This is a genomic window from Bradyrhizobium sp. Ash2021, from assembly GCF_031202265.1.
Lineage (GTDB): Bacteria > Pseudomonadota > Alphaproteobacteria > Rhizobiales > Xanthobacteraceae > Bradyrhizobium.
Map to the genome: position 1 here is coordinate 2035894 of NZ_CP100604.1, position 14367 is coordinate 2050260.

Consider the following 14367-nt stretch of genomic DNA (forward strand, 5'->3'; position numbering starts at 1 on the left):
GGCACACGATGACCGACATCCCGATGGGCGAGACGGCCGGCGCGGTGACCGACGCGCGAAGCGCATCCCGTTTGCTGTTCATCGACAACATCAGGTGGTCGATGATCATTCTGGTGCTCAGCATGCACGCGAGCGACACCTACAGTCCGTTCGGAAACTGGTATTACGTCGATCGTCAGCGGACGGGTCTCGGCACCGCGCTTTTCTTCGGGGTCTACCAGAGCTTTCTGCAGGCGTTTTTCATGGCCGCGCTGTTCTTCATTGCCGGCTATTTCTCCGCCGCCGCCTATGACCGGAAGGGGTTCTCGCGGTTCCTCCGCGACCGCCTTGTCCGGCTCGGATTGCCGACGCTATTGTACTTGCTCGTGATCGGACCGCTCACCCAATACTTCCTGTCCCGGACCTGGGGCAGCGGGGGTTTTGGACACCAATGGCTGCTTCACCTCAAGGACGGGGAGTGGCTGTCGGAAACCGGGCCGATGTGGTTTTGCGCGGCACTTCTCGTGTTTGCGATCATCTACGGCCTGATCCGCCTGACCGGATGGAAAGAGAGCCGGATCGAGCCTGCCGGCGATCGCCGGGATGGGGCAGCAGTGGCGATCTTCATCGCCATCATGGCGGCCTCGACGTTTCTGGTCCGTGTCGGCATGTCCGAGGGGGCATCGGTGCTCAATGTCCATCCCGGTGATTTTCCGCAATATATCCTGATGTTCGCGGCCGGCGCGTTCGGCTCTCGCGGCCACTGGATCACCGAGCTTCCCGAACGTTTTTGCATCCAATGGGCATCGCTCGCACTGACCCTTGCAATCCCGCTATTTGCGGCGCTCATCTTGTTCGGCGGTGGCTTGCAGGGCGAGACGGCGCAATATGCCGGCGGCTTCAATCCGGTCAGTGCCGGAAAATGCCTGTGGGAAGCGCTTGTCTGTGTGGGAATGGGTTTGCTGATGCTTGCTGTCTACCGAAGACATTTCGACCGACAGGGGCCGGTCGCGCGGTGGCTTTCCGACAACGCGTTCGGCGTCTATCTCATCCATCCACCGATCCTGATCGGTTCCGCCATCCTGCTGCACGCGGTCGCACTGAATGCGATTGCGAAGGCCCTGTTGCTGACGGCGGTTGCAGCTGTCGGCAGCTTCGCAGCGTCGGCTTTCGTGTTGCGGAAGTCGCCGCTGCGCGCAATCGTCTAGAGATTCCGATGGACACCTCCAAAGTACGTAACGCCGCCGACGTCGAACAGGTGGTGCGCGCGGCGATCGCCAGCGACCAGCCGCTGGAAATCATCGGTCATGGCTCCAAGCGCCTGATCGGCCAGCCGATGGCGACCAATGCGCTGCTCGATCTTTCCGAGCTGAACGCGGTCACCGCCTACGAACCGAACGAGCTGATCATTACGGTGCAGGCGGGCGCGCCACTCGCCGACGTGCAGTCGCTGATTGATTCGAAAAACCAGCAATTCGCGTTCGAGCCGGTCGACACTTCCGCATTGCTGGGCACGCCCGGCATCGGCACCATCGGCGGCATGATCGGCGCCGGCCTCGCCGGCCCGCGGCGCATCAAGGCCGGCGGTGCGCGCGACCATCTGCTTGGGGCGCATGCGGTGTCCGGCTTCGGCGACAGCTTCAAGACCGGCGGGCGGGTGGTGAAGAACGTCACCGGTTACGATCTCTGCAAATTGCTTTGCGGGTCGTGGGGCACGCTCGCGGTCATGACCGAGGTGACGCTGAAGGTGATGCCGAAGCCGGAGAGCGAACGCACCCTGATGCTGCGCTCGCTCGACGACGTCACCGCCAACCGCGCGATGACGGCGGCGCTGGGCTCGCCATTCGACGTCTCCGGCGCGGCGCATCTGCCCAATTCGGCGTTCCGGCCCGCGTCAGAGGCGCTGGCCGGGCTGGGCTCGCCGGGCCAGGCGGTCACGCTGCTGCGGTTGGAAGGCATTGCGGCATCCGCCGCGCATCGTGCGATTTCGCTCGGCAAGTCCCTTGCCCCGTTTGGGGGCGTGGAAATCCTGCAGGATAGCGCCTCCGCGGCGGTCTGGAGTTCCATCCGCGACGTACAGCCCTTCGCCGCCGGCGGGGCGCTGGGGGCGTGGCCGGTGTGGCGGATCGTCTGCCCGCCGGCTTCCGGCGGCGCGCTCGGTCAGGCGCTGGCGCGGGACAGCGGCGGCGACGTCATCTATGACTGGGGCGGCGGGCTGATCTGGGCTGCGCTGCCGCCCAAAGCCGACGCGCAGGCGGCGCTGGTGCGTCAGCGCGTCGACGCCGCGGGCGGCCATGCGACGCTGATACGGGCGTCCGAACAGGTCCGGCGCCATGTCGATGTGTTCCATCCGCAAGCCGGCGGCCTCGCTGCCTTGAGCGAGCGCGTTCGCTTGAGCTTCGATCCCAAAAACATCCTCAATCGGGGCCGGTTGATCCGGGCGGTCGCGACATGAAAACCGAATTCTCACTCGCGCAACTGGCCGATCCCGATATCGCCGAAGCCGACAAGATCCTGCGCGCCTGCGTGCATTGCGGTTTTTGCACCGCGACCTGTCCGACCTATGTGCTGCTCGGCGACGAGCTCGATAGCCCGCGCGGCCGGATCTATCTGATCAAGGAGATGCTGGAAAAGGACAGGCCGCCGACGGCGGAAGTGGTCAAGCACATCGACCGCTGCCTCTCCTGCCTTGCTTGCATGACCACCTGTCCGTCGGGCGTGAACTACATGCATCTGGTCGATCAGGCGCGGGTCAGGATCGAGCGTGACTTCTCACGGCCGCTGGCCGAACGCCTCTTGCGCCAAGTGCTGGCCTGGGTGCTGCCGCGGCCAGGCCTGTTTCGAGCCAGCATGATCCTGGCGCGGCTCGGCCGGCCCTTCGCGGCCCTGCTGCCGATCCCCAAAGCCGGATCGGCCTCGCCGACCCTGCTACGCCGGATCAAGGCGATGCTGGCGCTGGCGCCGAACGGCCTGCCGGCGCCGGGACCCGCTGGCGGCAGCGTCTTTCCGGCGGTTGGCGAGCGGCGCGGGCGGGTCGCGCTGCTGCAGGGCTGCGCCCAGCAGGTGCTGGCGCCGCGCATCAACCAGGCTGCGATCAATCTCCTGACGCGGCACGGCGTCGAGGTGGTGCTGGTCAAGGACGAACAATGCTGCGGCGCGCTGACCCATCACCTCGGGCACGATGGCGACGCGCTGGGGCGCGCCCGCGCCAACATCTCGGTGTGGCAAAGGGAGCTGGAACAAGGCGGCCTCGACGCCATCCTGGTGACGACATCGGGCTGCGGCACCGTCATCAAGGACTACGGTTTCATGCTGCGCGAGGACCGCGAATTCGCTGGTCCCGCTGCGCGAATATCCCTTCTGGCAAAGGATATCACCGAATATCTCGCCGGCATCGAGCTGCTTCCTTCAGCGCAAAACGGCAACCTCACCGTCGCCTATCATTCGGCTTGTTCGCTGCAGCACGGACAGAAAATCACGGCGCTTCCGAAAGAATTGCTTTCCAAGAATGGATTCGTGGTGAAAGATGTGCCCGAGAGCCATTTGTGTTGCGGTTCGGCGGGGACCTACAACATTCTCCAGCCCGACATTGCGAGCAGATTGCGCGACCGCAAGGTCGCCAATATTGCGACAGTCAAACCGGACATGATCGCTGCGGGCAATATTGGGTGCATGATTCAGATTGCCAGCGGCACGTCAGTTCCTGTGGTGCACACGATTGAGCTTCTCGATTGGGCGACAGGAGGTTCGCGGCCAGGATTGAATTGATCGATCAGCCGAGCATGATCCGGACCCGGAGGGCCGCGTTAGCGCAAAATGGCTACCGGTTTTGCGAAAGATCATGCTCAGACAAAAAAATAGAACGGGAAGGCGCTTCGAAGAAGCGTCATCCCGAACTGGGCCAAGCGAACTATTCGAAGCGCTCGACGGACACGGATCAGCGGCAACAGGAGGATCACAATGGCTAAAGCGAAGAAGAGCAAGAAAAGCAAGAAGGCCAAAAAGGCCAAGAAAGCTGTAACGGCGAAGAAGAAAGCCGCGAAGAAATCTTCGAAGAAGGCCGCCAAGAAATCGGCTAGGAAATCGGCGAAGGCCAAGAAGGGCGCCAAAAAATCCGTCAAGAAATCCGCCAAAAAGTCGAAGGCCGCGCCGAAGATGGCCGCCAAGAAGAGCTCTGCGAAAACGAAGAAGGCCGCCGCCAAGCCGGCTGCTCCCAAGTCTGCTGCTCCCAAGCCTGCTGCTCCCAAGCCTGCTACTCCCAAGTCTGCTACTCCCAAGCCCGCTCCTCCTAAACCCGCCGCCCCGGTCGCAGCGCCGGCACCGGCCCCCGAGCCGGCCGTCGCCCACAGTTGGGCTACGCCAAGCGAGCCCTCAGCGAGCCCCACGCCAACATCCACGTCGTGGTCTTCCGGTGGTTCCGACGGCGGTGGTTAGCAGCGGTTCAGCGAGCAGAACTCGATGAAAAGGCCGCAGCATTCAGCGCTGCGGCCTTTTTCATGAAATCCACTTTCCCAGAGCATGATCCGGCCCGGAGGGTCGCGTCGGCGCAAAGTGGGTCCCGGTTTTCCCTCGCGACAAACGCGAAGCGTTTGCGCGGAGATCATGCTCAAACAAAAGAGTGCTGAGGCCGAGGCCTTCACGGGACCGGATGATTCGGTGCGTGCGGCATCCCCGTGCACATGCCGGTGTTTTTCCTGGTTCCAGATGTCGCCCAGCCGACACGGAGAGCGCCAAGATTGTTGTGGGAATGCAACACCCGGCAACAACATTCCCCGAATTGGTCATAACGCCTAAAAAGTCAGCAGATGCTTGTCTTTTTTGCTTCACCAGCGGGGTGGCGCGTTCCAGATTGGTTTCAGGTTAGGGAATTTGGTTGCAGTCGGTTATCGCATGCCTCTGGGGGCGCCGGAACGGGACTGTTTTATAAGGTGATGGGGATCGTCATGAAGAAACTGGCTTTGTTAGCAACGGCGCTGGCAATGGTATCGGGCTCGGCTCTTGCTGCGGATATGGCCGTCAAGGCCGTCAAGGCGCCGCCGCCGGCACCGTTCGATCCCTGGGACGTCGCTTTCGGCAGCGCGCTGATGAACGACTACGTGTTCCGCGGTGTCACCCAGTCGAACCACAAGCCGTCGGTCGCCGCCTACTTCGAGCCCCGCTACAACATTAACAAGGACCTCCAGCTCTACGTCGGCGCCTCCGGCGAGAGCATCTCGTTCCCGAACCGCGCCGCAGCTGAAATCGACATCTACGGCGGCATCCGCCCGACCGTCGGCATGTTCGCCTTCGACTTCGGTGTCTGGGGCTACATCTATCCGGGTGGGACCTGCTTCAACGCCGCCGCGGTCCCGGGTTCGGGCATTCCCGGTTCGGACGCGAGCTGCGCCGTCAGCCCGTTCGGCAATTCCGACCCCGTCACCGGCGGTCTTCCGATCAACGGCAACTTCGCCAAGAAGAACGCCAGCTTTTATGAAGGCTATGCCAAGGTCAACGTGACCCTGAACGACCAGTTCTCGATCGGCGCCAACGAGTACTACTCGCCGAATTTCCTGAACCTCGGCGCTTGGGGCAACTACGCTTCGATCACCGGCAAGTGGACCGCGCCGAGCACCACCTTCGGCACCAGCGGCGTCGGCATGTACGTCTCCGGCGAGTTCGGCCGTCAGTGGCTCGGGACGTCTGATCGCTTCTACGGCACCGGCCCCGGCACGGTTTTCGCCGCCGGTATTCCTGAGCCGAGCTACAACACCTGGAACCTCGGCGTCGGCTTCACCTACAAGGTGTTCACGCTGGATCTGCGTTATTCCGACACCAACCTCTCCAAGGGTGCCTGCAACGCCTTCACCAGCGACTTCACTGCACGCGTCGCAACGGCCGGCAGCGTTTCGCTCATCAACCCGGGTGGGTTCGAATCCAACTGGTGCGGCGCGACCGGCATCGCCAAGCTCTCGGCTGACCTGACCGCGGTGAGCAACCTGAAGTAAGATCTTCCTGTCGAAGATCTTCCAAGTCGAAGATATGGGGGCGGCAGAGCGATCTGCCGCCCCTTTTCTTTTGCGGGGGCTGCTATAGCGTTTTCGAACGAAGCATGCCCTCGGACTTGATCAGGGGGTGGGGACCGGTTTGCGTGAAGATGAAATGGGATTGGCGGCGCGCGGCGAGCCATGCGAGTTTCCGCATCGATTACCGCAACATCCTGGCAGGAGCGGTTGCGGGCCTTGGCGGCGCGATCGCGATCGGCGCCATGGAGTGGTTCTCCGTCGCCGCCCATTATCCGCTGTTCGTGATCCCGTTTGCGACCTCGATCGTGCTGGTGATCGGATCGCCGGAAGCGGAACCGGCGCAGCCACGTGCCCTGATCGGCGGGCACCTCGTCACAACCCTGGTCGGCCTTGCGGTCCTGAAATTGACCGGCCCGCAGGCCTGGGCGGCGGCCACAGCCGTCGGCCTGTCGATCCTGGCGATGTATTTGACAGGAACGTTTCACCCGCCGGCGGGTATCAACCCGCTGCTGGTGGTTTCCAACAATCTGCCATGGTCGTTCCTGCTGGCGCCGGTGCTTGCCGGCGCGCTGCTGCTGGCGGCGTTCGCCTATGTCTGGCACCGCTGGCTTCGCCGCCAGTCATGGCCGCGGCGCTGGTTGTAGCGTCGTCACGGCGTCGTGGCACGCTCGTCGGCATCCTTCAGCGCGAACTGATCGCCGTCGCGAACCAGCACGGCATTGCGCTGGTGGAACGCCTGCAGCGTCGAGCGATGCCCGATCGAGACGATGGCAGTCCGCGGCAATTTCTCCTCGAGCAAACGGTAGAGCGCCGCTTCCGAGGGCTCATCGAGCGAAGCGGTCGCTTCGTCGAGGAACAGATATTGCGGCGCATGCAACAGCGCGCGCGCCAGCCCAAGCCGCTGCTGCTCGCCAAGCGAGAGCATCCGGTTCCAGTGCGCTTCCTCCTCAAGCCGCGGGCCAAGCTGCGGCAGGCCAACCTGGGTGAGGGCATCCCGGACCCGGTCCTGGCCGAAGGTTTCGGCTTCGGCCGGATAGACGATCGCCGCATGCAGTGGCCCGATCGGAAAGTATGGTTTTTGCGGCAGCGTCATCAGCGAGGCGTTCGCCGGAATTGAAATCGAACCGCTGCCGAACGGCCAGATGCCGGCAATGGCGCGAAACAGGGTCGACTTGCCGGCGCCGGACGGACCGGTGACCAAGGTGCGCTCGCCGCGCCGCAGGCTGAGACTCTTCGCCGCGACCAGGGGTGCGCCATTGGGCAGGCGTACGAGAAGCTCGCGCAGGTCGATTTCGCCGCCCGGCGACGACAATTTCCCGATCGAGCTGGGGCTGGTCGCAAGCGCTGCAGCGCCAGAGATCGCCTTCTCAAATCCGTCCAGACGGGCGACGACCGCGCGCCATTCCGCCATCGTGCGATAGATCGAGACGAAGAAGGACAGCGCCTCCTGGACCTTGCCGAATGCTTCGGCGGCCTGCAGCAGGGCGCCGAGCTGGATCTTGTTGGCGAAATAGGCCGGTGCCGCGAGAATCATGGGGAAGATCACGGCGGCCTGCGAGTAGCTTTGGGTAAACGCCGTCAATCGCTTGGTCCGGCTCATGATGCCGTACCAGTTGGCGACGACGCGGCCGAACCGCTCCGACAGCCGCGCGCGATCGGCGCCTTCGCCCTGCAGCAGCGCGATCTGCTCGGAGTTCTCGCGGACCCGCACCAGGTTGAAACGGAAATCGGCCTCAAGGCGCTGCTGCTGGAAATCGAGGTGGACCAGCGGCGAGCCGATCCATTGCGTCAGGGCCGTTCCGAAGATGGCGTAGATCAGCGCGCCCCACACCAGGTAGCCGGGGATGGCGAACGTGTTGCCGAACATGTGCAACGGCGCCTCCGCCGACAGTCCCCAGAGAATCACGACAAAGGACGCCAGCGAGACGATCGAACTCAACAGCCCGACGCCGAGACTGAGGGTCTGGCCGACGAACAGCTTGACGTCGTCGGTGATGCGTTGATCGGGGTTATCGGCCGCGTCGCCCTGAAGCTGCATGCGGTAGTGGTTGGCGTCGTGCAGCCATTCGCCGAGATATTGGGTGGTCATCCAGTTGCGCCAGCGGATCTGAAGCCACTGATTGAGATAGAGCTGGTAGACCGAAAGCACGACGGAGATGGCGGCCAGAACGCAGAAGATGATGTTTTCCCGGACGAAGCCGTCCCAATCCTTCGCCTGCAAGGCGTTGTAGAACCGGTTGCGCCACTGGTTCACCAGCACGTCGGTTCCGACCAGCGCCAGCTCGATGACGATCACTGCGGCGAGCAGGCCGCGGCCGGCCCATTTATCCTCGGAACGGAAATACGGGATGGCGATGCGCCACACCGTCGCGAGTGTCGAGCGAATGTTGTTCACGGATTATCGTCTCCGGGGGATGGCTGCAAAGGCCTGAGAAATCGGGACAATCAGGGTGCTCTAGACTAAAGTCGTAGCTCTGGCATGCAAGCGTTCGCTTGTCCCGGCATTCGACTCAACCCTAGCATGGCGGTAACGGCGAGGGGCGGGGGACCTTTGGATTTCGCGGCTTTGTGAGCGATTTTTGGCGCTGCCAAATTCGCAGGCAGATTTCGCACATCACCGGGACACCTCCGCGATCACGCCAGGCGCGCCAGACCGTTCACGCTGGCCGGCGCGCTGCATGATGGCGTGGGGAGGATCCGCAATATGTGGAATCAAATCTACAATCCGCTCGGCAATGCCACGTTGTCGACGATCGCCGCCGCAATTCCGGTGGTCACGCTGCTGGTGCTGATCGCCAGCGGCAAGGTCAAGGCGCATATCGCGGCCATCATCGCCGTGATCCTGACCAACCTGATCGCGATCTTTGTCTTCACCATGCCGGCAGGGATGTCGATCCGCGCCTCCCTGCTCGGCATCGTCGCCGGGTTCTTCCCGATCGGCTGGATCGTGCTGAACGTCATCTTTCTCTATCAGATCACGGTGGCGACCGGCCAATTCGAGCTGTTGAAGCGCACCGTCGGCGGCGTCACCGAAGACCGGCGCCTGCAATTGCTGCTGATCGCGTTTTCGTTCGGTGCGTTCTTCGAGGGCGCTTCCGGCTTTGGCACGCCCGTCGCCATCACCGGTTCGGTTCTGATCGGCCTCGGCTTCTCGCCGCTGGCCGCCTCCGGCCTGTCGCTGATCGCCAATACCGCCCCCGTCGCCTATGGCGCGCTGGGCACGCCGATCCAGGGCCTCGCCTCGGTCACCGGTCTCGATCCCTATATTCTAGGCGCGATGGTCGGCCGGCAATTGCCGGTGTTCTCGCTGATCGTGCCGTTCTGGGTGGTGTGGGCGTTCGCCGGCTGGCGCGGTATGAAGGATGTTTGGCCCGCGATCCTGGTCACCGGCCTGACGTTCGCGATCCCGCAATTCGTGATCTCGAACTACATCAATCCCTGGATCGTCGATATCGGCGCCTCGCTGATCTCGATGGGCTGCCTGATCCTGTTCCTCAGGGTATGGCAGCCGAAGCAACTCTGGCTGTCGCCGGCGCTGCGCGGCAGGGATGAATCGGCGGCGACGATGACGGCGCCGAAGCCCATGGACAAGACCGAGCTGACGCAAGGCGAACTGTGGAGCGCGTTGCTGCCATGGATCGTCGTCTGCGTCGTGATGCTGATCTGGGGCAATGGGGCGTTCAAGACCTGGGCAAATTCGATCTTTACATGGAACTATCCGGTTCCCGATCTGCACAACATGATCAACAAGGTGCCGCCGGTGGCGGCGAAGCCGACGCCGGAAGGTGCCGTCTTCGCCTTCACCTATCTGTCGTTCACCGGCACGGGCATGCTGATCGCCGCGATCATTTCCGGCTTCCTGGCGGGGTTTTCGCCGGCCAGGATGATCGGGGAATACGGCCGCACCATCAAGCTGTGCGCGATTTCGCTGATCACGATCTCGGCGATGCTGGCGATCGGCACGCTGACGCGCCTGTCCGGCGTCGACGCGACGCTCGGTCTGGCATTTGCCGCAACGGGCGTGCTCTATCCCTTCTTCGGCACGCTGCTTGGCTGGCTGGGCGTGGCGTTGACGGGGTCGGATACGGCGTCGAACATCCTGTTCGGCAATCTGCAGAAGATCACCTCCGAACAACTCGGCCTGTCGTCGGTGCTGATGGGCGCCGCCAACTCGTCCGGTGGCGTGATGGGCAAGATGATCGACGCGCAATCGATCGTCGTCGCCTCCACGGCGACCAATTGGTATGGGCATGAAGGCACCATCCTGCGCTTCGTGTTCAAGCACTCGATCGCGCTGGCGTGTCTCGTCGGCCTGCTCGTGATGTTGCAGGCCTATGTCTATCCGTTCACGGCGATGGTCCTGAAATAGACCGCCTTCGACGCGCGAACAACCAAGGATCCCCGCGGGCGGCAACCCGCGGGGACCTGTTTTTTTTGGATATTTTTTTACCGCCGCCAATCTGGTCAACGTCAGGCACATCCAATAGAACGGCGGCGCACTATTGGAGCGTTTTCGAGCGAAGTGGGTACCGGTTCGCGTGAAGAAAACGCGTCAAAACAAGAATCCAGGTTGGACGATTTTGAGGGATTATATGATTTCAGTCGCACGCATTTGGAGAGAGACGGCTGTCGCCTTGACACTTTTGTCGGTCGCTCCGATGTCCGGCCCGGCGCACGCCGATGACGGTTTTCCGTTCGGCATGGAAATGACCCTGGAAGCCGCGCGCATGCCGGGGTCGAAACGCGTCCCGGACCTCGATATCGGCGACAGCGGCGAGGTGATCCTCGAACTCTGGTGCAAGGGCGGCAAGGGCCAGTTTTCGGTGGCGGGCAATACCGTGATTTTCGTCATCGGCGAGATGGAAAGTCGTCCCTGCCCGCCGGAGCGGGCGCAGGCCGACGACGATCTGATCGCGGCGCTGAGCGATGCGGCGACCTGGAAGCGGCAGGGCGACGTCGTGTCGTTTGTCGGGGCGACGACACTGCGCTTTCGGCTCAATACCAATTAGGGCGTGGACTCATAAATCGAGAGGCGTCGACGGAGGTCCGCTTTGGCGCGCATTGCGGACTCAAGTCGGACATCGCGTGAGGTCCGAAAAAGTGCCAATAACGGAAGTCGCCGCCTCATTCAATCATCTCATTGGCGCGGGCGAGGAGCGACGAAGACACATCGAGGCCATGCGATGGCCCGGTTGCTGGGCCGCTCTCCTTCGATGGTGAGCCGAGAAATGAACCGGAGAAAGCTTTTTAGAATGACGCCGCGCAAGGAAGTTCCGTCCCGGAACTATAAGGGCATCCAGTAGAACCCGGGAAACCCCTCAGGACGTTTTCGTGCCTCGAACTGACCAGTCCCGGATTGTCATCTGCAAAAACATTGTCCGGCACGCCAAATCCCAGGTCGCGATTTCGCGTTCGAGGGGGCTCTGGGCTTGAAGTTCGCGGCGGCCCTCCTCGATTGCTTCGTTTATCCAATCATGAGCTTGCGGCGGCTGATAGTACTTTCCTGCGGCGAGCAGAAACATCCTTGCTTCGTGCGCACCCCTCGCATAGCCCTCCTCACGCATTTTTTCTAATCGCGCGAGATAGGAGCTTGTCTCCGTAGATCGAAAATTGAAAATGGAGACCATATTGCAGCCTACCGTTAGTGGACTACGGCAAGTATCTCTGATCAGCGCTCACTTTTCCCAAATGCTGCAAAACCCGACATGGCTGAACGATTGGAGAAAACATCTGTCGCGCAGGTTTTCCAATCCATCAAGCACCACGCACCTCGAAGCTCCTTAGGCATGTCGGCCCACGGCCGGAATGAACGGAGGGTCGCTTTAGCGATCAGTCTCGGCAACGCCACCCAATGCTTCTGAGGATGCAAGAGTCTGCCGGGAGCAAGATGCTGCCTCGGGCTTGGTAGCCAGAACCGTGTTGTACGGGTTGCCGAAGACAAATACCTTCGAAGTGCGCCAAATGATCCGTTCCAATTCCACGAATGTGCGCATCTTTAGCCGATACTTCCACAACACCAAGTGTTGAATGAAGTTCCACGTGAGGCCCCAGGCCCAGAATGGCAGTCGCCGATAACGGATCGGGTTGAAGCCAAGTCGGCGCATCTTGTAGACGAGAAGATTGGCGCCGACAAAATTGTAGCGCCAGTTGTCGAAGAAGACGGTGACGCTCAGATAATCCTCCTCACGCCGACAATGATCCAACGACCCCGGTGAGCGGATTAATAGGCTTCCTCCCGGCCTGAGCATCCGCCAGCAGCGCGCCAGCCCATTTCCCAGAAGTCGGCTTCGAGCCTTGTGGCTTCCTTGAAAATCGCGATCAGCTCGGCCTCGCGGGCCGGCGTGGCGTAGAGATCGGCGAGACCTTCCAGGTGCGCCTGCGCTTTCGCCGCGACCTCCTGATATGGCGCGCCGGCATACTCGGCGATCCAGTCGCGATAGGGGTTCGTTGCAGCGTTTGCATCGGGTCGCGCGGCGAGCCGCGTCGCGATCTCGGCGTAGCCGATCACGCAAGGCGCAAGCGCCACCTTGAGCGCCAGGAGATCACCGCGCATTCCCGCGTCGAGCACGTAGCGTGTATAGGCCAGCATCTCGATCGCCGGAGGGGCCTGTTCGAGATCGGCGGGTGACAGCCCCCAGCCGGCGCAGAGCTTTACATGCAGGTTCATCTCGACGTCGAGAATGGCCGAGAGGCCGGCCGCCGCTTCGCGCATGTCGGCGAGCTTGGGCGACTTGTAGACGGCGAGCGCGTAGGCGCGGGCGAACTCGATCAGGAACAGATAGTCCTGAACGAGGTAGTGGCGAAACGCCGCCTCAGTGAGCGAACCGTCGGCCAGGGCGTTCGTGAAGGGGTGCCCGGTGTAGGCCCGCCACTCGGCTGCCGCTGCTGTCTTCAGTCGATCGAAGAAACTCATGATCTTTCGCAGGGTTTGCTTCCCAAGGCGTGTCTTGGGCTCGCTACCGGATCACAAGCGGACCCCTCAGGCAAGGAACCATGTCCGCTCTTCCCTCAAGCGCGGTCCTGCGCCAAGGCAGTGCTTGCCTCAGCTTCGTGCCGGAAGCGTGGATTACATCGGATTTGCGGCTTTCGTCTCGCCAAGCGGCGCATTCATTGTTTACGATCCAATGAGTAATATCCGGTGAAATTTTGGGAGACCGCCATGGGGATGAGAAGTCATGCCGCTGCTGCGCCCGCGGCTGCGCTTGCTCTCGGAGTTTTCTTCACGCCGCCGGTTTCCGTCGCCATCGATGCGGCCATCAATACGACGGCGTTGCTCGTCCCGGCCGCCATCGGCATTCTCGGCTTGATGTCCCCCGCCATGGGTCAGCCGGGCACGCTCACGAAAAAGCAATCGGACGCACTCGCAGCGTATAACAAGGCCGCAAGCGACTTCGAATCGATCCTGGGCCAGCGGCGCGCACAGATCGATTCGAATCAACGGCTGCCGAACCTGCCGGGACAAGCCCTCTACCTTGCGCGCAACAACATGCTGAGCACATACAAAGACCTCACCGACGCGCTTCCGTCCAGGATCGGCGGGCCCAACAAATACGGAATCCCTCCGGCGTACCTCGACGCCGGCGTTGAGCCGCTGCTCGATCAGTACAGGAAACTGTTCGACCTCATGCAGGCGCCGCCCGCCAACGCGCAAAAATCGGATACGCCATTCAAGGACGTGGTCGATTTGGGAACGGCTATCGCGCGGGCCAAGGGCCTCGATGCGGCCGGTGCCGAAGCGGCGGGCCGCATCAGCCTGGGGCTGTTCTTTGCCGAGACAAACGGCAATCAGAACATCGGGAATGCGCGCTCGAATACCTACAAGGGAAGTCTGCAAACCGGCCCATCCGAAGATCAAAACGGGCGAAGGAAGTGGGCCGCGATCAAAACCTCGATAGCCGCCTTTGATCCTGCGCTGAGCCTTCGTGACGACAGGGAAGAGGCGCGGGCCGGCAATCTGGATCACCGGTTCAACCACTGGACCGCCGTGCGGGATGCCCTGATGAGCGCCCACGCCGATATTTTCCCGCAGGTAGCGACGATCGTGAAAACCCTGCCAAATCCGATCGATCAAATGAAGCTCTTTGAGCTGATCCAGATTATTCCCGCTCCGACCAGGTCTGGACTCAAGTCAGGCGACCTGGTCAACTACAGAATTTCCGACCCGAGGATCATGGGATATCTGCGAAACAACAGCATTTTCACCTTTGGACAAGCCGACAGGGCAAGAACGTCTGCGACCTACCGCGAGATTCTTGACGCGATGTGGCTCTTCAATGCCAAGTTTGAAGAGGCGCTTGCCAAATTCGACGAAATCAAGGCGCGGCAAAAGAGGTGACGTCGGCAGCCGCCGATCGGACCGCGTTTCGCCGGGTTCCGCAACGTGACG

The 14367-nt window shown here is 62.0% G+C and carries 13 protein-coding genes; 8 read left to right on the plus strand and 5 right to left on the minus strand.

What is annotated here, in order from left to right:
* The first annotated feature begins 8 nt into the window (after window positions 1-8).
* Genes NL528_RS09795 through glcF form a run of 3 tightly spaced genes read left to right on the plus strand, consistent with a single transcriptional unit; the run spans window position 9 to window position 3747 of the window.
* Entirely contained in the window at window positions 9-1187 is a 1179-nt protein-coding gene (locus NL528_RS09795) for an acyltransferase family protein (protein ID WP_309182494.1), read from the plus strand.
* Window positions 1188-1195: 8 nt separating this feature from the next.
* Window positions 1196-2434: an FAD-binding protein gene (locus tag NL528_RS09800; RefSeq protein ID WP_309182495.1), complete on the plus strand. Its 1239-nt coding sequence runs from the start codon at window positions 1196-1198 to the stop codon at window positions 2432-2434.
* On the plus strand, window positions 2431-3747 hold the full coding sequence (gene glcF / locus NL528_RS09805; RefSeq protein ID WP_309182496.1) for a glycolate oxidase subunit GlcF: 1317 nt from the start codon (window positions 2431-2433) through the stop codon (window positions 3745-3747). The genes NL528_RS09800 and glcF overlap by 4 nt, the downstream gene beginning before the upstream one ends.
* A gap of 77 nt (window positions 3748-3824) precedes the next feature.
* Here glcF and NL528_RS09810 read toward each other — a convergent pair whose 3' ends face one another.
* Window positions 3825-4256: a hypothetical protein gene (locus NL528_RS09810; protein WP_309182498.1), complete on the minus strand. Its 432-nt coding sequence runs from the start codon at window positions 4254-4256 to the stop codon at window positions 3825-3827.
* A gap of 666 nt (window positions 4257-4922) precedes the next feature.
* On the opposite strand from NL528_RS09810, the gene NL528_RS09815 reads away from it, so the two are divergent.
* Together NL528_RS09815 and NL528_RS09820 are read left to right on the plus strand one after the other, a co-directional pair.
* Window positions 4923-5963 (plus strand): TorF family putative porin, encoded by a 1041-nt coding sequence (locus NL528_RS09815; RefSeq protein WP_074280153.1) that lies wholly within the window; start codon window positions 4923-4925, stop codon window positions 5961-5963.
* A 149-nt stretch (window positions 5964-6112) separates the two neighbouring features.
* Window positions 6113-6625, plus strand: coding sequence for an HPP family protein (locus tag NL528_RS09820; RefSeq protein ID WP_309184842.1), 513 nt, complete (start codon window positions 6113-6115; stop codon window positions 6623-6625).
* Window positions 6626-6630: 5 nt separating this feature from the next.
* Here NL528_RS09820 and NL528_RS09825 read toward each other — a convergent pair whose 3' ends face one another.
* Window positions 6631-8376: an ABC transporter ATP-binding protein/permease gene (locus tag NL528_RS09825; protein ID WP_309182500.1), complete on the minus strand. Its 1746-nt coding sequence runs from the start codon at window positions 8374-8376 to the stop codon at window positions 6631-6633.
* A gap of 309 nt (window positions 8377-8685) precedes the next feature.
* Between NL528_RS09825 and NL528_RS09830 the strand changes: the two genes are divergently transcribed.
* Window positions 8686-10350, plus strand: coding sequence for an L-lactate permease (locus NL528_RS09830; RefSeq protein WP_309182501.1), 1665 nt, complete (start codon window positions 8686-8688; stop codon window positions 10348-10350).
* A 289-nt stretch (window positions 10351-10639) separates the two neighbouring features.
* Window positions 10640-10990 (plus strand): META domain-containing protein, encoded by a 351-nt coding sequence (locus NL528_RS09835; protein ID WP_375144047.1) that lies wholly within the window; start codon window positions 10640-10642, stop codon window positions 10988-10990.
* Window positions 10991-11299: 309 nt separating this feature from the next.
* On the opposite strand, the gene NL528_RS09840 is transcribed toward NL528_RS09835, so the two are convergent.
* The 3 genes from NL528_RS09840 to tenA all read right to left on the minus strand — a co-directional run bounded on the left by NL528_RS09840 (window position 11300) and on the right by tenA (window position 12894).
* Window positions 11300-11503 (minus strand): hypothetical protein, encoded by a 204-nt coding sequence (locus NL528_RS09840; RefSeq protein ID WP_309182503.1) that lies wholly within the window; start codon window positions 11501-11503, stop codon window positions 11300-11302.
* A 300-nt stretch (window positions 11504-11803) separates the two neighbouring features.
* Window positions 11804-12184, minus strand: a complete 381-nt coding sequence (locus NL528_RS09845) for a hypothetical protein (RefSeq protein ID WP_309182504.1) — start codon at window positions 12182-12184, stop codon at window positions 11804-11806.
* Between the two features lie 17 nt (window positions 12185-12201).
* Window positions 12202-12894, minus strand: a complete 693-nt coding sequence (gene tenA, locus NL528_RS09850) for a thiaminase II (RefSeq protein ID WP_309182505.1) — start codon at window positions 12892-12894, stop codon at window positions 12202-12204.
* 393 nt (window positions 12895-13287) lie between these two features.
* Here tenA and NL528_RS09855 point away from each other — a divergent pair, with 393 nt between their 5' ends.
* A complete protein-coding gene (locus tag NL528_RS09855) occupies window positions 13288-14316 on the plus strand; it encodes a hypothetical protein (protein WP_309184844.1) in 1029 nt (342 codons plus the stop codon).
* Window positions 14317-14367: the final 51 nt, after the last annotated feature.

Bases quoted from the DNA above. Each gene is read 5' to 3' on its own strand.
- NL528_RS09795 (WP_309182494.1), top strand. From the start codon at position 9: ATGACCGACATCCCGATGGGCGAGACGGCCGGCGCGGTGACCGACGCG.
- NL528_RS09800 (WP_309182495.1), top strand. From the start codon at position 1,196: ATGGACACCTCCAAAGTACGTAACGCCGCCGACGTCGAACAGGTGGTG.
- glcF (WP_309182496.1), top strand. From the start codon at position 2,431: ATGAAAACCGAATTCTCACTCGCGCAACTGGCCGATCCCGATATCGCC.
- NL528_RS09815 (WP_074280153.1), top strand. From the start codon at position 4,923: ATGAAGAAACTGGCTTTGTTAGCAACGGCGCTGGCAATGGTATCGGGC.
- NL528_RS09820 (WP_309184842.1), top strand. From the start codon at position 6,113: ATGAAATGGGATTGGCGGCGCGCGGCGAGCCATGCGAGTTTCCGCATC.
- NL528_RS09830 (WP_309182501.1), top strand. From the start codon at position 8,686: ATGTGGAATCAAATCTACAATCCGCTCGGCAATGCCACGTTGTCGACG.
- NL528_RS09835 (WP_375144047.1), top strand. From the start codon at position 10,640: ATGTCCGGCCCGGCGCACGCCGATGACGGTTTTCCGTTCGGCATGGAA.
- NL528_RS09840 (WP_309182503.1), bottom strand. From the start codon at position 11,503: ATGTTTCTGCTCGCCGCAGGAAAGTACTATCAGCCGCCGCAAGCTCAT.
- tenA (WP_309182505.1), bottom strand. From the start codon at position 12,894: ATGAGTTTCTTCGATCGACTGAAGACAGCAGCGGCAGCCGAGTGGCGG.
- NL528_RS09855 (WP_309184844.1), top strand. From the start codon at position 13,288: ATGTCCCCCGCCATGGGTCAGCCGGGCACGCTCACGAAAAAGCAATCG.